We start from the raw sequence: 17258 nt of genomic DNA, 5'->3' as shown, positions 1-17258 counted from the left end.
TTCCCTTTCTTTTCAGATCAATCGCCATCAGCTCTGGGTGGCGTTTGCGCGCTAGAGCAGCCGTCCCTGATCCGACGTCCTGACGGTCGTTTCCGTCATCAGGCCGCGACGGCGAAGCTCGGTCGCGGCGGTGAAGGCGATGTCGATGTCGCGTCCCGACGCTAGGACCTGAAGCCGGTCGGCATCCACCGCACTCCACGCCTTGCCGCGTTCAGGGCCCGCGGGCACGCGGGGCAGCAATCCCGGTTCGCGGCTCCAGGCCAGTAGCTGCTCGACGGTCGTCTGGTTTAGCATGTCGCGAAGATGATGGGCGGTGACATAGGCGTCTGGCAGGGCGCGATGCGCCGGCAGGCCCAGTGCATGCACCAAGCCCTCGGGCCGGCGCAGATAGCGCAGCATCTGGTTGGAGAAGCGCGGCAGGTCGGGCCACAGCCGCAGGGCGCATTTCCAGGTGCAGATCCACTTTGCGCCGCCTGACAGGGCAGGGGTGCAATACCGCTGCTCGAAGCTGGCGCGGTGAGCCGCCAGGGCGATCACGCCCGCCTCGGGACGAAGGATGAGCGGGGCGACGGCCTTCCAATAGCCGGCGTCTTGAACCCACTCGTCCAGAATGTGGTGGATCGCCATGGTGTCGGGCGAGATCGGCCGTCCGGGATTTACGAAATGGGCGCCGCGCGTCGCATCCAGACGCCATGGGCCGGCCCCGTCGCGCACCACGTCCTGCCAGCCGATCTCGCAGACGTCCTGAGGGCCGGATCCGGCCGTCTCCAGGTCGATGATGCGGATGCGTTGGGGCGATGGCGTGAAGTCGGTCAGGGCGTCCTCGGCGTGGCTTTCACACCTGATAACGCCTGGGGCGCCGGATTCGGTCCGGCGCCTGGAAAGACCGCCGACGGCGCGTCGTCAGTTCGGCAAGTGCACCGACCCGTGCGGCATGACGGTCATCACGGCCCACAGACCGACCAGCACCACGGGCGAGGCGATCAGCGCCCGCCGACAGCGATGCGCCAGATAGAGAGCCTCGCCGATCACGATCGACACCAGCATTTGCGTTTCCCCCGAAACGATAAGCGACACTTCTATGACGTCGCCGACAGACATGTCCCTCAATGGGACGAAATCCATTTTGTCGTAGCCGCCCCGCAGGCCGCGCGGTCGCTAGACGTGCGACCAGGAATGCGCAATCTCGCGGCATGGGATCTGTCGCGCGCCTGTTCCGTCTGCATTTGTCGCTATGGCTCGGACTTCTGGTCCTGGCGGCCGTCGCGGCGCTGGCGCCGGCCAGCGTCGGCTGGCCAATGCGATTGGCGGCTGGCTGGGACGCGGGCGTGGCGACGTTTCTCGTCGCGACCTTCGCGCGGATTTTCCGCGCGCGTTCGCAGGAGGCGATGCGACGCCGCGCGGCGGAACTGGATCAGGCCGGCGTTATGGTCCTGCCGCTCAGCATGGCGGCCGCCGTGGCCAGCGTCGTGGTCCTCGTCCTCGCCATGGTGGCCAGCGACGGCAAGCCGACCGTTGGGCAGGCGGTCTTTTCAGTGTGCACCGTCGGCCTGTCGTGGCTGTACGTGCACATCATCTTCGCTCTGCATTACGCCCACGGCTTCTACGCCCCGCGTGACGACGGCAAGGGCGATCAGGGCGGGCTGGTCTTTCCGGGTGAGGAGGACGCGGACTACTGGGACTTTCTACACTTCGCCCTGATCATCGGCGTGGCGAACCAGACGGCCGATGTGCAAATTTCCAGCCGCAAGCTGCGCGGCTTGGCGACGTTTCACAGCCTGATCGCCTGGTTCTTCAACGCCGTTATCCTGGCGCTGACGGTCAACCTGGCCGCCACGCTGCTTTAGGCACGCGCAGCCGTTCGGTCAGAGATCGACCGGGCGGCCGGACTCTTCTTCCTCAAGGGTGACGGCGACATCGGCGTTGGCCGACAGGCGCACCTTGTCGCCCTCGACGCCGGCGACGAAGCCGTTCTCGATATAGTCGTGGTGATCGGCGTGGGCGCCGGTGTTCTCGCGCCGCGTCAGCTTGATTCGGTCGCTCTCGACCCGATCCACGACGCCGACGTGCACGCCGTCGGCTCCGATGACTTCCATGCCTTCCTTGATCTCGCTCATCGCTGTTTTTCCTCGCTGAACATCGTCTCGATAGCGGAGCGCCGCCGACCGACATTTCGTTCCCGAGGCGCTGGGACGGCGAGCATGCTTGTTCGCGGCCCCGCCGACTGGCAAGGCTTTGGGACAGTGTTCAGCACAAGCCGGCTGAGGAGCGCGAGCGACAGGGATGCCGTTGACTTGATCGAACAGTATGGATGGTCCGAAGTCTGGGCGATGGCGTTTGCGCCGCATGCCCATGCCGGGCACACGCCGGGCCGCGTGATCCTCCAGCATCGCAACGGCTATCTGGTCGTCACGGATGCGGGCGAGCTTCAGGCCAAGGCGTCCGGCCGACTGAGGCACGAAGCCCAGGAGACTGGGCCCCCTGCAGTGGGCGACTGGGTGGCGCTGTCGCCGAACCCTCAGGACGGCGCCGCCACCATCCATGCCGTCCTGCCTCGCCATACGGCCTTCGTGCGGCGGGCGGCGGACAGCGCGCGTCGAACCCAAATCCTGGCGGCCAATATCGACGTGGCCTTCGTCGTCACCTCGCTGAATGCGGATCTGAATCCGCGCCGGATACAGCGTTTCCTGGCTGCGGCGATGGACAGCGGAGCGCGGCCTGTTCTCGTTCTGACGAAGTCGGATCTCAGCGCGGACCCCCAAGCCGAGGCCGCTCAGGTGGCGGCGCTGGAAACGCAGACCCTGGTCCTGACCGTCTCGGCGCGCGAAGGCGTCGGCCTGGAGGCGCTGCGTCTTCAGGTGAAGCCGGGCGAGACCTGTGTCCTGATCGGCTCGTCGGGTGTCGGCAAGTCCACCTTGGTCAACGCTTTCCTGAACGAGGATCGGATGGCGACCCAGGCAATCCGCGCATCCGACGACCAGGGACGACATACCACCAGCCACCGCCAGCTGCTCCCGCTGCCCGGCGGCGGTCTCATCATCGACACGCCCGGCATCCGCGAAGTGGGCCTGATCGACGCCGAAGAAGGTGTGGAAGCGGTCTTCGACGATATCGAACACCTGATGCAGGAGTGCCGCTTCACCAACTGCGGCCATGTGAGCGAGCCGGGATGCGCTGTCCAAGCGGCCCTGGCGGACGGCGCGCTGGAGGGATCGCGCTGGGCGCATTTCCAGAAGCTGAAGTCGGAACTGGCGGCGGCGGGGGATAAGGCGGAACGGATCGCCAAGGCTGCGGAACGTCGGCGGCTGGGCGGCCTGCAGAAGGTCTATCGCGCGACGAAGCGCAACGACCGGGGCGGGGCCGATCGATAGCGTCGATGGCGCAACCGAATTTCGACGTGTTGCGGGGCCAAACGGGCTAGGTGAAGTCCTTAGACTCAAGAAAGATCACCATGTCCGCATTCACCATCGTCACCACCAGCGCCGTCCAGGGCAGCGAGGCCGCAGAGGTCAACACGTTGACGGACGACTTTTCCGACGCCAGCGAGGCGGTGGGTTATGCACGCCGCATGGCCGACGAAATGATCGACATGGCCGATCAACTGCTGCTGGATTTCGATTACAGCAATGTCGGCGTCTATGAGGGCGATCTGCTGGACGAAGACGTCACCCCGGATCACTCCGCGCTGATCGGCGTCTGGGTGCTGGATGAAGAAGGCTCGGCCTTCGTGCCGGCCGAAGAGTTCCGCCAGGGATCGACCGAAGTCGAGAACTGATCGGCGGCTATCGCGGCGGGAGGTTCGGATCGAGCCGCCTGCCGCATTCGTCATCGGACGAGAGATGGGCGCCTAGCCGCGCGCCGACTGGCGACTTCTGCGGATCGAAAATGTGGGGGAGGATGGCCGTCCCTCCGAACACCTTGCGGTGCTCGGAGGTGACGATGGTGGAGCTTAGCGGAGTCGAACCGCTGACCTCTTGCATGCCATGCAAGCGCTCTACCAACTGAGCTAAAGCCCCGGACCTGTCGGTCTGGATCGCCCGGTTCATCTTGCGATGGCCCCCGGCGAGGCGGCGGAAACTAGGTCAGGCTTTTTCTGCGATCAAGCCCGTTTCGAGATTTATTTTCACCGCGTTCCCAAGGGTGAAAATACGCAGGTTTTTCAAACCGAAAGGTGTGAAAGGCCTGCTGTCCCGCCGCGTCTCCCTAACGGGAAATGCGGCGGGTGCAACAAGAATCTGAGCCAGATCGCGAGAAGCCCACAGCAAGTCGGGCTTCAAGTCGCGCGAAGCGCGATAGGCCCAAGAATTTAGTCGTCGTCGCGCGACGGCTTGGCGATCTCGTCGTCGATCGAGTCGTCGTCTTCGTCCTCGATGAACGGCACGGAGTCGTCATCGTCGTCGGCCAGCAGATCGTCGTCGCCGTCGGTCGAGCCCATGCCGGCTTCTTCCGAGGCGTCAGCCGGGGAGTCTTCGTCCTCGTCGTCCGGGGTCAGGATCGGCTCGTGGCCTTCCTCGTCGATTTCCGGCGTCTTGACGTCGTCTTCCTCGTCCTCGTCGCCGTCGACCTTCTTGTCCTTGACCTGATCTTCCGTGTCCTCATCGTCGGACGGATAGCCGGGACGGGCGCGGCGGCTGCGCAGCTTCATCGCCTCTTCGGGATCGAAGTCGGTTCCGCATTTGGGGCAGTGTGCAGGGCGACGGTTCAGGTCGTAAAACTTCGCCTGGCAGTTGGGGCAGACCTGTTTGGCGCCCAGTTCGGGATTGGCCACGTTTGGATGCTTTCAACGGGTTGAATTCGGGGCGGTCCCTTGCCACCCCTTTGACCCGCTGTCAAAAGCTGTCTTTCGCGCCGCCCGCGCGGCCCTTCGCACAATACAGCCTGAAGCGGGTGATCATGCCGTCCCAACTGACTTCACGCCGCGCATCCGCCCTGACCGGAAAGGTCCGCGCGCCGGGCGACAAGTCGATGTCGCACCGATCGATGATCCTGGGCGGAATGGCGTCGGGCGTGACCGAGGTCGAGGGCCTTCTGGAAGGCGACGACGTCCTGGCCACCGCCCGCGCGGTCGAAGCCTTCGGCGCCAAGGTCGCGCGGACCGGCGACGGCAGATGGCGGATCGAGGGGGCGGGGGGCTTTAAGACGCCGGCTTCGGTGATCGACTGCGGCAACGCGGGAACCGGGGTGCGCCTGCTGATGGGGGCGGCGGCCGGCTATCCGCTGACGGCGACCTTCGATGGCGACGGTTCGCTGAGGAAGCGTCCGATGAAGCGGGTCACGGGACCGCTGGCCGAGATGGGCGCGGCGTTCGACTGGCAGGCGGCCGAGGATCGGCTTCCTGTGGCCCTGACCGGCGGCGCGCTGAAGGCCGTCGACTATGTGCAGACGGTGGCCTCGGCCCAGGTGAAGTCGGCCATCCTGCTGGCGGGTCTGAACGCCGAGGGCGTCACCTCGGTGGTCGAGCCCGAAAAGAGCCGCGACCACACCGAGCGGATGCTGCGGGCCTTCGGCGCCGAGGTGGGCGTCGAGGAGAGGGGCGGGGGCTGGAAGGTGACGCTGAAGGGCGGTCAGGCCCTGACCGGGACCTTCGTCGCCGTGCCGGGCGATCCGTCCTCGGCGGCGTTTCCCCTGGCAGCGGGGCTGATCGTGCCGGGGTCGGAGGTCACGGTCGAGGGCGTGATGCTGAACCCGCTTCGCACCGGCCTGTTCGACACCTGGATCGAGATGGGCGCCGACCTGACCATCACCAACCAGCGTGAGGCCGGGGGCGAAGAGGTCGGCGACATCACCGCCCGTCACTCGTCCCTGAAGGGCGTGGTCGTGCCCGAGGATCGCGCCGCCTCGATGATCGACGAATATCCGATCCTGGCGGCGACGGCGGCCTTTGCGGACGGCGTCACCGTCATGCGCGGTGTGGGTGAAATGCGGGTCAAGGAAAGCGACCGGATTTCGCTGATGGTCGAGGGCCTGCGCGCCTGCGGCGTTCAGGTCGAGGAGGAGCCGGAAGGCTTCATCGTCACCGGCGCCGGCCAAGGCAGGTCGGTGCGTGGCGGCGGCCTGGTCCACACCGCCCACGACCACCGCATCGCCATGAGCCATCTGGTCCTGGGCCTGGCCGCCGAACAGCCGGTCTCGGTCGACGAGCCTGGGATGATCGCCACCAGCTTCCCCGGCTTCGTCGAGATGATGAACGGCCTGGGCGGGCGGATCGCGTGAAGCCCGTGCGCGACGTCGTCGGTCGAGGCATCGCGGTCCTTGGTCTTCTGACCTGTCTGGGCGGAGCCGGCTGGACGGCTTGGATCGTCTGGCAAGGGGTGACGACAGGCCGGGTCTCGGGCAAGCATGGCGCCGTGCATCTCAGGGCCGAGGGCGACGCCTTCTTCTATTCGACCGTGGCGCTGAGCGGCGTCGCCTGTTTGGTTTGGCTGGGTTTGGCGGCCTTCGCGGTCGTGGTTCTGGCGCGTTGGAAGGCATGGTCGTGAACCGGCCGGGGCCGTCGGGCTGGATCAAGCCGATCCTGACGCTGGCGATAGCGATCCTGATCGGCTGGTTCTGCGTGATCGGAGCCCGAGAAATCGTCCAAAGCCTGGATGCCGGGGTGCTGAACAACCGAAAGGGGCCGGACGTTCTGTTGGAGGACCGACCCCTGCTGTTTTGGAGTGTGGTCTGCTTCTATGTGGCGTCGGTTGCGGCCGGGGCGGGCCTGGCGGTCCTGCTGGCCGGCCTTGCAATTCGTGATTTGGTCGGACGCCGAGACTGAGGCCTGCGGCTGGATTGGTCGGGCGATCCTCGCTATCAGGTTCGGCCTCCCGTGCGTTTGGGATCGAGATTGAAATGCGCCACGCGCTGCGGAGACCTGCTTGACCCTGATCATCGCCGTCGACGGACCGGCCGCCTCTGGCAAGGGGACCATCGCCGCGCGTCTGGCCCAGACCTATGGTCTGCCGCATCTGGATACGGGGCTGCTGTACCGAGCCGTGGGCGCAAAGGTGCTGGCGGACGGCGGATCGCTGGATGACGAAGCCGCAGCGACGCAGGCGGCGCGGGGCCTCGACGCGGCTGGTCTGTCGGACGATCCGCGCCTGACGACAGGCGAGGCGGGCGAGGCCGCCAGCCGTGTCGCCAGCTTCGCAGGCGTGCGGGCGGCTCTGCTGGAGCTGCAGCAGGCGTTCGCGGCCCAGGCGGGCGGAGCGGTTCTCGACGGACGCGACATCGGCACGGTCATCGCGCCGAACGCTCAGGCCAAATTGTTCGTCACCGCAACGCCCGAGGTGCGGGCCACACGCCGCTGGAAACAGCTGACGGCGCGCGGTTCGGACATCGCCTTTGACGCCATGCTGGCCGACATCCAGCGCCGCGACGAGCGCGACGCCGGGCGCGGGGCGGCCCCGATGGTTCAGGCCGATGACGCGGTCTTGCTGGATACGACCGATCTGGGTATAGAGGCCGCCTTCGATGCGGCCCGCCGTATCGTCGAGGCGGCGCGCGCGAAACACGGTCTCTGACCTATTTCGCAAATCCAACGCTCCCACCCTCGGCCTCCGCGGGCGTTTTGATCGTTCTGAACGGCCTCGCATCCCGACGACCTGATTCCATCTTTTCCCATCGCCCCGCGCGCCGCCTTTCGCTGCGTCAGGGGTCCACCTCGCGCGGGATCGTTCTTCGGTCACACGCCACAGCCCCACTGGAAACACCAGAGCTTCATGTCTGATACTCTCAACCCCACGCGCGACGACTTCTCGGCGCTGCTCGACGAACAACTGTCGGGTCGCGACTTCGGCGAAGGCCAGGTCGTGCACGGCCGCGTCGTCGGCATCGAAAAAGACATCGTCATCATCGACGTTGGTCTGAAGACCGAAGGCCGCATCGCCATGCGCGAATTCGGCCAAGGCGACGATGGCGCCCTGCCCAAGGTCGGCGACAACGTCGAGGTTTACCTGGAGCGCGTCGAGAACGCCCTGGGCGAAGCCGTCATCAGCCGCGACAAGGCCCGTCGCGAAGAAGCCTGGACCCGTCTGGAAGTCGTGTTCGCCGAAGGCCAGCCGGTCAACGGCGCCATCGTCGGTCGCGTCAAGGGCGGCTTCACCGTCGACCTGGGCGGCGCCTCGGCCTTCCTGCCCGGTTCGCAAGTCGACATCCGTCCGGTCCGCGACGTCGGCCCGCTGATGGGCAAGGAACAGCCCTTCGCCATCCTGAAGATGGACCGTCCGCGCGGCAATATCGTCGTGTCGCGTCGCGCCATCCTGGAAGAAGCCCGCGCCGAACAGCGCACGGAACTGGTCGGTCAGCTGGCCGAGGGTGAAGTCCGCGAAGGCGTCGTCAAGAACATCACCGACTACGGCGCGTTCGTTGACCTGGGCGGCATCGACGGCCTGCTGCACGTCACCGACATGTCGTGGAAGCGCGTTTCGCACCCGAGCCAGGTTCTGGCCGTCGGCGACACCGTCAAGGTCCAGATCGTCAAGATCAACCCGGACACCCAGCGTATCTCGCTGGGCATGAAGCAACTGCAGTCGGACCCCTGGGACGGCGTGGAAGCCAAGTATCCGGTCGGCGCCAAGTACACGGGCCGCATCACCAACATCACCGACTACGGCGCCTTCGTGGAGCTGGAAGCCGGTGTCGAGGGCCTGGTGCACGTCTCGGAAATGTCCTGGACCAAGAAGAACGTCCACCCTGGCAAGATCGTCTCGACCTCGCAGGAAGTCGACGTCGTGGTTCTGGATGTCGACGCCTCCAAGCGCCGCATCTCGCTGGGCCTGAAGCAGGCTCAGGACAATCCGTGGGACGCTTTCGTCGCCAACAACCCGATCGGTTCGACCGTCGAGGGCGAAGTCAAGAACGCCACCGAGTTCGGCCTGTTCATCGGCCTGGACAACGACATCGACGGCATGGTGCACCTGTCCGACCTCGACTGGTCGGTGTCGGGTGAAGAAGCCATCCAGCGCTACCGCAAGGGCGAGATGGTCAAGGCCAAGGTCCTGGACGTCGACGTCGAGAAGGAACGCGTCTCGCTTGGCATCAAGCAGCTGGGCGGCGATCCGATCGGCGAGGGCGACACCTATCGCCGCGGCCAGCAGATCACCGTCACCGTGACGGCGATCGAGTCGGGCGGCATCGAGGTCAAGTTCGGTGAAGACGACGCGCCGGTCACGGCCTTCGTTCGCAAGTCGGACCTGTCGCGCGATCGCAACGAGCAACGTCCGGAACGCTTCGCCGTCGGCGACCGCGTCGACGCCATGATCACCGCCGTGGACAAGGCCTCGCGCCGCGTCTCCGTGTCGATCAAGGCGCTGGAAATGAAGGACGAGCAGGAAGCCATCGAACAGTTCGGATCGTCCGATTCGGGCGCTTCGCTGGGCGACATCCTGGGCGCCGCGCTGAAGAACGCCGGCACCAAGGAGTAAGGCTCAGGCCGAAGGACGCATCGCGTCCTTCGGTCGCCTCGCTCAATCAGCAGAGCGCCGCGCGCTCTGCGATAGCGGCAATCTCGCTCAAGCAGCAGAGCGCCGCGCGCTCTGCGATAGCGACAACGAATGAGGGCGGCGGGAGCAATCCCGTCGCCCTTTTCTCTGTCTGGCACACCCCTGTGTCCACTTCCGGACATTTTTCTTGCGAATGGCGCGCATCATTGTCGGATAAGGGCTTTTTCCAGAGCCTGTCGAGGGTTAGGGTGTGGGCTCTGGATCGACGGCGGGCGAAACAGCCCGTCATTCCGAGCTCGCGGGGGCGCAGATGATCAAGTCCGAACTGATCGAGAAGCTTGCAGCGGAAAATACCCACCTGACCCACGCCGAGGTCGAGCGGCTGGTCAATGTGATCCTCAACACCATGACCTCGGCCTTGTCCGAAGGCGGCCGGGTCGAGTTGCGCGGTTTCGGCGCCCTGTCTGTGCGGTCGCGCCCGGCGCGCGCGGGTCGCAATCCGCGTACTGGCGAAACCGTCGAGGTGCCCGCCAAGGCCGTCCCCTTCTTCAAGAGCGGCAAGGAGCTGCGCGAGCGGCTGAACGCCTCGGGCGACGCCTGATCTAACTTTCTCAAGGAAATCTCATGAGCCTGTTGTCGGAGTTTCGCGAGTTCGCGGTCAAGGGCAATGTCGTGGACCTGGCGGTCGGCGTGATCATCGGCGCCGCCTTCAACGGCATCGTCAAAAGCCTGGTCGATCAGGTCGTGATGCCGCCCATCGGCCTGATCACCGGCGGCATCGATTTCTCGGAACTGGAATGGGTGCTGAGGGCTGAGAACCCTGCGACCGAAGCCGTCGAGAAGGTGGCGATCCAATACGGCGCCTTCCTGAACACTGTGATCCAGTTCCTGATCGTCGCCTGGGTCGTCTTCCTTGTGGTCAAGGGCATCAACGCCTTGCGTCGTCAGGAAGCCGCCAAGCCCGATCCGGCGCCCGCCGCGCCGACGGCGACCGAAGCGCTGCTTGCCGAGATCCGCGACGAGCTGAAGGCCCGCCCCAACGCCTGATCAGGCCTTGGACACGCGCCCGCCCAAGGTCGGGCGCGTGATTGCGGCGTCAGCCAAGGGTTTGGGCATCGGCGGCGTGCGCGAACAGATGCCGTAGTCGCCGTCGAACGGTGTCGGCGCCCAGGCGGCCGCCAGCGCAGGATCGTCGATGATGGCGTGGCAGTGTCCCCAGCCGCCTTCGCGCCGCGCCGTCTTCGCCAGATCGCCCAACTGCGCCAACAGGCGCGGCGTCACCATTTGCAGGCGCACCTTGGCGGCGCCCAGCGCACGCGCGTTGTCGATCAGAGCCTGGGTCAGAAGCGGGATCGCCTCGGGCGCCGTCTCCAGCGCGATCAGATCGAGGATGTCCAGATAGGGCGGCTCGATCAGGCTGGTCTTGGTCATCTGCGCCATCGCCATCCCGACGATGCGGCCGTCCCTGACGCAGGCCAGCATGACCGGCGGCAGGGTCAGGTCAGGGTCCGCCAACCGCCAGCGCAGGATGTCCGGACTGCGATCCGCCAGCAGACGATCTTCTTGCGACAGCCGGCACCAGAAGTCCGCATAGGGCGAGGCGTCCGACAAGTCGCGCAGCATCGTCACCCCAGCCGGCAGCAGCAGCGGCGTCTGGCGAAACACGCGCCCGTTCATCAGCCGCTCGCCCAGATAAGCGGCGGTCTCGGCGGAGGTGCGGCCCAGCAGCAGGCGCAAAACACGACCTTGGGCGCAGGCCAGACGGTCGGTGATCCACGAAAGCTTCAGGCCGTGGGTCTGCGCCGGCCAGGGCTTCATGTCGAACAGGCCGTACAGCGGCGCCGAGCGCGCATTGGCGTTGAAGGTGTAGCGGGCGAACAGCCTTGGCTGTTTCAAAAAGGTGCGGATCAGCGGCCGGCTGGCGCCCTTCTGGCTGGGCGGCACGATGATCGAAAAGCCGGTGGCGCCGAAGTGGTCCTGGGCGCCGTGGCGAAACCGCTGGATGAAGTTCCCCAGCATGGCGACGGCGTTGTCGTCCGCGTCGGCGACCACCCATCCCGCGGGCGCGCCCAGCGCCAACCGCGCCGGATTGGCCTCGAGCCAGCGCCATCCGGCCGGCGACCGCTCGGGCCAGCCGACCTGACGATGCAGCCGGTTCAGCGCCTCATGGTCTGGAGCGGCGATCGGTCTGACAGACATCTGGCGCGCCTTCCCATTATGAAACCGCGAGCGTTTCTGACGACCGACCTAGCAGGATGTGCGCCATTGGGCGTCACCCAGGGTTGTTTTTCGCTTTCCTCGCGCGTCGCCTGGCCACCCCCGCGACAGCCTTAACACTTGTTCGAATTCCCCCGCTGTGCTGGGTATGCGCCTTTCGCGCGCCCGATAAGCGGCGCGGCAGTTGGGAGTGAGCCGTTGACAGCGACGGATGGGGGGGCGCTCGCGCCTCGCAAGACTTTCTTGGGGCACCCTCGGGGGCTGGTGATCCTGTTCTTCACCGAGATGTGGGAGCGGTTTTCCTACTACGGCATGCGCGCCCTGCTGGTGCTGTATCTGACGCAGCACTTCCTGTTCGGACCGGCCGAGGCTCAAGGCATCTACGCCGCCTACGCCGCCCTTGTTTATCTGATGCCGGTTCTCGGCGGCCTGATTGCTGACCGCTATCTCGGATCGCGAAAGGCTGTCATCATTGGCGCAGTTCTTTTGGTGCTCGGCCACTTCACCATGGCCTTCGAAGGCACGGGTGGACGCGAAAGCCTGACCATCGGCGACACGACCTATCAAATCCAGGTCGAAGGACGCGATCAGAACCGCAAGATGTTCGCCGTCAATGGCGATGAGCGCGTCCAGATCGCGATCTCTCCCGAGGGGGTCTCCACGGTTGGGGCCGAACCATCCGCCGCGAACGCCGCCGACGCCGCCGCTGCAGCCGTGGGCACAGGTATGGGCACGCCTCCGACCGGCGCCTTGGATCCCGCGACACAGGCTGCGCCGCAAGCCGCCGCCGCCGCCGGCTTCCCTGCCTTCACCGCGACCGGCGGCTACACGCTGGAAACCGAGCGCGATCTGAAAGTCGGCGAACCCGTCCTCTTCCTCGCTTTGGCCCTCATCATCGTGGGCGTCGGCTTCCTGAAGGCCAACATCTCGACCGTCGTCGGCGCTCTTTACGACGAGAATGATCCACGTCGCGACGGCGGATTCACGATCTTCTACGTCGGCATCAACCTCGGATCGTTCCTGGCCACGGCCGCCTGCTCCTATCTGGGCTTCAACTATGGCTGGGCCTACGGTTTCGGGCTTGCCGGCATCGGCATGCTGCTGGGTCTGCTGACCTTTGTTCTGGGGCAGTCTTGGCTTGAAGGCCGCGGCGGACCGCCGGTTCCGATTCAAGGGCGCTCCATTCTGGGCGTGCCGCTGGTGCCCTTCTTCTGGATCGCCGGCCTAGTCGCCGTCATTCCGACATGGATGCTGATGCAGCGTCACGAGATCATCGAGACAGCGCTGCCGTGGATCGCCGGCGTCATCTTCGCCGCCGTTGTCGGCTTTACCGTGTTCCGTTTGAAGGGTTCCGAGCGGACCCGGATGCTGGTCGCCCAGGTGCTGATCTTCTTCTCGGTGCTGTTCTGGGCTCTATTCGAACAGGCCGGCTCCTCGCTGACTCTGTTCGCGGACCAATCGACCCAGATGCCAAGCTGGTTCAACGCTGGCTACACCCAGATGTTCAACCCGGGTATCATCGTTATCGGCGGCCCGATCATGGCTGCGCTTTGGGTCTGGCTGGCCAAGCGCAAGCTTGAGCCGTCCACGCCGGTCAAATTCTCGTTTGGTCTGGTCTTCGTCGGCTTCGGTTTCCTCGTCTTGACGTGGGCCGCGGCGGGTCAGGCCAACGATGCCTTCCGTGTGCCGTTGATCTTCCTGTTCCTGACCTACTTCTTCCACACGATCGGCGAGCTGTGCCTATCGCCCGTCGGCCTTTCGATGATCACCAAACTGTCGGTGGCGCGCGTGGTCGGCATGATGATGGGCGTTTGGTTCCTATCCAGCTCGGTTGCCCACATCGTCGCCGGCATCATCGCCAAGGCGACGGCGACCGACACTGTCGCCGGGGTCGTCACCAGCCCCGAACTGGCGCTTCAAACCTATGGCTCGATCTTTGGAACCATCGGCTGGACGGGCGTCGGCGTCGGCGTCTTCCTCTTGCTGATCTCGCCCTTGCTTAAAAAGGGTATGGCCGGCATCCACTGATCGACGCCTGATCAAGGAAAAGCCCCGGCGGAGCGATCCGCCGGGGCTTTTTGCTGCGTGAAGCGCGACCTTAGAAGGTCTTGCGGACCCGCAACGAGACGAAGGTGCGCGGGTCGATGGAGCGCTCCTCGACGAAGGCGACCGTGCGCGGATTGCGCGTGGCGTAGACTGTGCGCTGCTGGGTGAAGTCGTCCCACAGGTTCAGCTGGGCGCGCAGCGACAGGGTCGGGCTGGGCTTGTATTCGACGAAGGCCTCCAGATAGTCCGCGCCGCGCCAGGCGAAGGTCTGGTCCGGATCGTAGGTCGCCTGGCCCAGACGCGGCAGCCAGTTGATCCCCCACTGGGTCTTCCACGAGGTGATGTCTTGCTGGAAGCCGACATTGGCCTGGCTGGGGCGCACGCCCGAGATTCGGCGGTCCTCGCCCGTGGTCGGGTCGTTGACGCTGGTCTTGTTCCAGTCGTTCCTGAAGGTGAAGCGGGCGCCGGAAATCCCGACCTTGTCCAGCGGCACGACCACGTTCAGCGACAGCTGATCCAGCGTTCCGTCGCCGATGTTGCCGGTCGCCGACAGGCCGCCGGGCAGGGGCAGGCGGTCGATCACGTCGATGATGCGGTCGTGGCGATAGCCGATCGAGACCACGCCCTCGCCCCAGAAGCGGCGCTCATAGGACAGCTCGGAAATCCAGCGCTGTTCCGGCTCCAGATCGACGTTGCCGCCGAACACCGTCCCGTCGTCCAGTTCGGCCGAGGCGGCGAAGTCGCCGAAGTCCAGTTGACCCAGTTCGCGCTCGAAGCGGAAACGCAGCTGGTTGTCCGCCATCGGCGTCCAGGTCGCCAGCAGCCGCGGCTTGGCGAAGAAGAAGCTCTTTTCCTGGTCCGCATCGCCCGATTGGCTGATGGTGGAGGCCTCGAGGCGCACGCCGCCCTCCAGCGTCAGCTTCGGATTGATCCGCCAGGTCGCCTTGCTGAAGGCCTCGCCGCGCGTCTCCTCGACCTTGACCGAGGCGCTGGGCAGGGGAACGCCGACGCCGCCGATGGTGAAGGCCTGGTTCACGTCCAGCATATTGTAGGCGATCTCGGCGCCGGCCTCGATCGTTAGGGCGGGCGAGCGTTCGTGACGCACCAGAGCGCGCAGGATGGATTCCGACGAGTCGCCGTTGGACTTGAACTGCTGCTCCGGCGCCGCCGTCCCGTTCAGCGTCTCATTGCTGCCCGAGACGCTGTCAAAGCTAGAGAACTCGTGGATCAGACGCGTCTCCAGGGTCCAGCGCGGGTTCAGGGTGCGGGTCCAGGTCAGGCCCAGCTCACCGGAGTCGCCGTCTTCGGCATAGTCGCTGCGGCGCAGGGAGGTGGGCGACGAGAGTTCGGTCCAGTTCTGATAGTCATTCAGACCATAGCGGGCGGTGCCTTCCAGCTTTCCGCCGAACAGCGGGCCGGTGTAGTTGCCGCGAATGCCCTGACCGCCGCCCCAGCCGTCGTTTTCAAAACGCTCGTCGCGGATGACATCGCCGGCGGCGTTGCGACGGACCGACCGACCGACGCCGTTAGAATCGCTGGATCCCATGCCGTCCGACAGGGTCACGCCCCAGCTGCGGTCGCCCTTGTTCTGCGTGAACTGATAGGAGCCGCCATAGATGTCATGGCCGCCTTCGAACAGCATGGCGTTCCAGGTCAGGATCGACTGGCGGCTGTCGGTCGTCTTCAGGATGACGTTCACGACGACGGAATAGCCCTGCATATCGATGCCCGGCGCACCGCCCCGGATCAGTTCGATACGCTCGACCTGATTGGCCAGGGTCCGGCCCAGGACGTTCGAACCCGAGTCGTTCTTTGAGGCGGGACGGTTGTTGTTGATCAGCACATTGCCGACCGCCCCTTCGAAACCGCGCGCGCCCGATCCATTGTCGATGGAGAAGCCGGGGACCCGGTTGACCATGTCGAGCGCCGTATTGGGGCGCTGGGCGGCGAAGAAGTCCGGCGTGAAGACCAGCACGCCGCGCTGGCTGGCGTCGGCCAGGGGCGCCTGGTTGGTCGGGCCGGTCGGCACGGGGGCCTCGGCGACTTGGGTCTTGTCTGCGTCGGAGGCGTCGGCGGCGAATGCGGCGCCGGCGGTGAAAATCAGGGCGGTGCTGGCCAGCAGCAGGGTCTTTTTCATTGGTCTTCCCCTCGGGTGTTGGCGAGAGGTGTGCCGATCCGCAGCGTTCATCTCCAGTTACAAGGCCGCAAGGTGGATTAAATCGACGACATCATTACAGCGATTTCATTACACCAGTGCCAGTAATGAAGTTTACAGCGATGTAATGATCAGACGCTCTTCTTCTCTATTGCTTTTACTTGCCGCGATGGCGCTGACGACCGCGCCTGCCGTCGCGCAGGACGCGCCCTCGGACGCCGTCGAGGATATCGTCGTCACCGCCCGCCGGATCGAGGCGCCGATGTGGGAGGTGCGGCGCGGCGACAGCGTTCTGATCCTGGTCGGATCGATCGACGGTTTGCCCAGAAAGATGGAGTGGCGCACCGACGCGCTCATTTCGGCGGTTGATCGTGCGGACCGCGTTCTGTTTCCCGTCGAGGGGCGGGCCTCGCTGGCCGATGTGGGCCGGCTGATCTGGCGTTTCCGGACGCTGACCCGTTTGCCGAACGGGCGCACCAGCGCCGACTATCTGTCACCTGACCTTGAAGCCCGGGTCGAAAGCCTGACAGGCGAAGGCCCGACCCGCGACAGCATGCTGATCCTGTCGGGCGATCTGATGGAACTGGGCGGCTACAGCAGCGGAGGGCGTCCGGTGTCCGGCCTGGTCCGTCAGGCGACGCGCGCCAACCGCACGCCGGCTGAACCCGTCGGCATCTTCAGGGGGGACGAATTAATCGAAAAGGTTCTGACGACGCCGCCCGAACGCTATCTCGACTGCATCGACGCTGCGGCGACGGCGGCGGAGGCTGGGGTCGAGGCGGGCGCGCAGCGTGCGGAGAACTGGCGTCTGCGCCGCATCCCGGCGGTGCTGGACTCGCCCCTGGAAAAGGCGGCGACCGCCTGTTCCTACTGGTCGGTGATGGCCCAGGCGGACGATCTGCGTCGGATATGGAATACGGCGGTGGACAAGGCGCTGGCCGAGGCCGGGGTCACCGTCGCCATCGCGCCCTTGCGGCTATTGGCCGAGCCGAACGGCGTATTGGATCGGCTGGAGGCGGAGGGGCTGGAACCGATCGGTCCCGAATGGCGCCCCTCCGCCCCCACTCAATCGGCGCGCTAGAGGTTACTTGCGTTCCGGAACGGCGTCGCGCGCGGCTTCGCCGATGTTGTCGGCGGCGTTGCCGACGCTCTCGGCGGCGCCGGCGATGGCGTTGTCCTTCACCGCGTCGCTGCGGTTCATGTTCATCAGGAAGTAGCCGATCACCAGAACGGCCAGCAGGCCGACGATCAGAGCGACGATGGCGCCCATGCCGCTACCGCGACGCTCGACGACGGTGGTGGGCGCCGCGCTGGTCTCGGTGATGCGTTCGACCCGGCCATCGGGATGTTGGACTTCGCGTTCGGTAGGCATGGTGTTTCCTCTCCAGTGTGGCGGGGAAACACGCTTCGTGACGATA

General features: G+C 65.6%; 19 protein-coding genes and 1 tRNA gene. 12 read left to right on the top strand and 8 right to left on the bottom strand.

Annotation, left to right across the window (positions count from 1 at the left end; genetic code table 11):
• Positions 1-51: 51 nt before the first annotated feature.
• Positions 52-714: a DNA polymerase III subunit epsilon gene (locus tag ABIC32_RS07870; protein WP_354073682.1), complete on the bottom strand. Its 663-nt coding sequence runs from the start codon at positions 712-714 to the stop codon at positions 52-54.
• 189 nt (positions 715-903) lie between these two features.
• Positions 904-1047: a hypothetical protein gene (locus tag ABIC32_RS07865; protein WP_153925618.1), complete on the bottom strand. Its 144-nt coding sequence runs from the start codon at positions 1045-1047 to the stop codon at positions 904-906.
• Between the two features lie 146 nt (positions 1048-1193).
• Here ABIC32_RS07865 and ABIC32_RS07860 point away from each other — a divergent pair, with 146 nt between their 5' ends.
• Positions 1194-1847, top strand: a complete 654-nt coding sequence (locus ABIC32_RS07860) for a DUF1345 domain-containing protein (RefSeq protein ID WP_199059707.1) — start codon at positions 1194-1196, stop codon at positions 1845-1847.
• A gap of 18 nt (positions 1848-1865) precedes the next feature.
• Here ABIC32_RS07860 and ABIC32_RS07855 read toward each other — a convergent pair whose 3' ends face one another.
• Positions 1866-2117 carry a DUF2171 domain-containing protein gene (locus ABIC32_RS07855; protein WP_354073679.1) on the bottom strand — a complete coding sequence of 84 codons (252 nt, stop codon included), beginning with the start codon at positions 2115-2117 and terminating at the stop codon, positions 1866-1868.
• Positions 2118-2294: 177 nt separating this feature from the next.
• Between ABIC32_RS07855 and rsgA the strand changes: the two genes are divergently transcribed.
• A complete protein-coding gene (gene rsgA / locus ABIC32_RS07850; protein WP_354073677.1) occupies positions 2295-3371 on the top strand; it encodes a ribosome small subunit-dependent GTPase A in 1077 nt (358 codons plus the stop codon).
• A gap of 80 nt (positions 3372-3451) precedes the next feature.
• Entirely contained in the window at positions 3452-3775 is a 324-nt protein-coding gene (locus ABIC32_RS07845) for a hypothetical protein (protein WP_354073675.1), read from the top strand.
• Between the two features lie 165 nt (positions 3776-3940).
• Here ABIC32_RS07845 and ABIC32_RS07840 read toward each other — a convergent pair.
• Positions 3941-4016, bottom strand: a tRNA-Ala gene (locus ABIC32_RS07840).
• Between the two features lie 290 nt (positions 4017-4306).
• The gene (locus ABIC32_RS07835) at positions 4307-4768 is read right to left on the bottom strand and encodes a TIGR02300 family protein (protein ID WP_055752793.1); all 462 of its coding nucleotides are present in this window, start codon (positions 4766-4768) and stop codon (positions 4307-4309) included.
• A 122-nt stretch (positions 4769-4890) separates the two neighbouring features.
• Between ABIC32_RS07835 and aroA the strand changes: the two genes are divergently transcribed.
• The 7 genes from aroA to mscL all read left to right on the top strand — a co-directional run bounded on the left by aroA (position 4891) and on the right by mscL (position 10469).
• Complete coding sequence (gene aroA / locus ABIC32_RS07830; protein ID WP_502909329.1) at positions 4891-6213, top strand: 3-phosphoshikimate 1-carboxyvinyltransferase; 1323 nt, start codon at positions 4891-4893, stop codon at positions 6211-6213.
• Between the two features lie 5 nt (positions 6214-6218).
• A complete protein-coding gene (locus ABIC32_RS07825; RefSeq protein WP_146756771.1) occupies positions 6219-6479 on the top strand; it encodes a hypothetical protein in 261 nt (86 codons plus the stop codon).
• The gene (locus tag ABIC32_RS07820; RefSeq protein ID WP_354073670.1) at positions 6476-6757 is read left to right on the top strand and encodes a hypothetical protein; all 282 of its coding nucleotides are present in this window, start codon (positions 6476-6478) and stop codon (positions 6755-6757) included. The genes ABIC32_RS07825 and ABIC32_RS07820 overlap by 4 nt, the downstream gene beginning before the upstream one ends.
• Positions 6758-6857: 100 nt before the next feature.
• On the top strand, positions 6858-7502 hold the full coding sequence (gene cmk / locus ABIC32_RS07815) for a (d)CMP kinase (RefSeq protein ID WP_165115386.1): 645 nt from the start codon (positions 6858-6860) through the stop codon (positions 7500-7502).
• Positions 7503-7700: 198 nt separating this feature from the next.
• Entirely contained in the window at positions 7701-9404 is a 1704-nt protein-coding gene (gene rpsA, locus ABIC32_RS07810; protein WP_066552585.1) for a 30S ribosomal protein S1, read from the top strand.
• Between the two features lie 328 nt (positions 9405-9732).
• Positions 9733-10023 carry an integration host factor subunit beta gene (locus tag ABIC32_RS07805; RefSeq protein ID WP_039244165.1) on the top strand — a complete coding sequence of 97 codons (291 nt, stop codon included), beginning with the start codon at positions 9733-9735 and terminating at the stop codon, positions 10021-10023.
• Between the two features lie 23 nt (positions 10024-10046).
• On the top strand, positions 10047-10469 hold the full coding sequence (gene mscL / locus ABIC32_RS07800; RefSeq protein ID WP_066624021.1) for a large-conductance mechanosensitive channel protein MscL: 423 nt from the start codon (positions 10047-10049) through the stop codon (positions 10467-10469).
• Here mscL and ABIC32_RS07795 read toward each other — a convergent pair whose 3' ends face one another.
• Positions 10470-11621 (bottom strand): N-acetyltransferase, encoded by a 1152-nt coding sequence (locus ABIC32_RS07795; RefSeq protein ID WP_354073667.1) that lies wholly within the window; start codon positions 11619-11621, stop codon positions 10470-10472.
• A 261-nt stretch (positions 11622-11882) separates the two neighbouring features.
• On the opposite strand from ABIC32_RS07795, the gene ABIC32_RS07790 reads away from it, so the two are divergent.
• Complete coding sequence (locus ABIC32_RS07790) at positions 11883-13667, top strand: peptide MFS transporter (protein WP_502909318.1); 1785 nt, start codon at positions 11883-11885, stop codon at positions 13665-13667.
• A gap of 70 nt (positions 13668-13737) precedes the next feature.
• Here ABIC32_RS07790 and ABIC32_RS07785 read toward each other — a convergent pair whose 3' ends face one another.
• Entirely contained in the window at positions 13738-15822 is a 2085-nt protein-coding gene (locus ABIC32_RS07785) for a TonB-dependent receptor plug domain-containing protein (protein WP_354073665.1), read from the bottom strand.
• 187 nt (positions 15823-16009) lie between these two features.
• Here ABIC32_RS07785 and ABIC32_RS07780 point away from each other — a divergent pair, with 187 nt between their 5' ends.
• Positions 16010-16921 (top strand): TraB/GumN family protein, encoded by a 912-nt coding sequence (locus ABIC32_RS07780; protein ID WP_354073663.1) that lies wholly within the window; start codon positions 16010-16012, stop codon positions 16919-16921.
• Positions 16922-16924: 3 nt separating this feature from the next.
• Here the strand turns inward: ABIC32_RS07780 and ABIC32_RS07775 are convergent, their stop codons facing one another.
• On the bottom strand, positions 16925-17212 hold the full coding sequence (locus ABIC32_RS07775) for a hypothetical protein (RefSeq protein WP_045809440.1): 288 nt from the start codon (positions 17210-17212) through the stop codon (positions 16925-16927).
• Positions 17213-17258 lie beyond the last annotated feature (46 nt).

Origin of the sequence: Brevundimonas sp. 1080 (assembly GCF_040545985.1) — a bacterium.
In the GTDB taxonomy this organism is placed as follows: domain Bacteria; phylum Pseudomonadota; class Alphaproteobacteria; order Caulobacterales; family Caulobacteraceae; genus Brevundimonas.
The sequence above is the reverse complement of the archived record's forward strand: the minus strand, read 5'-3'. Positions and strand labels throughout refer to the sequence as shown.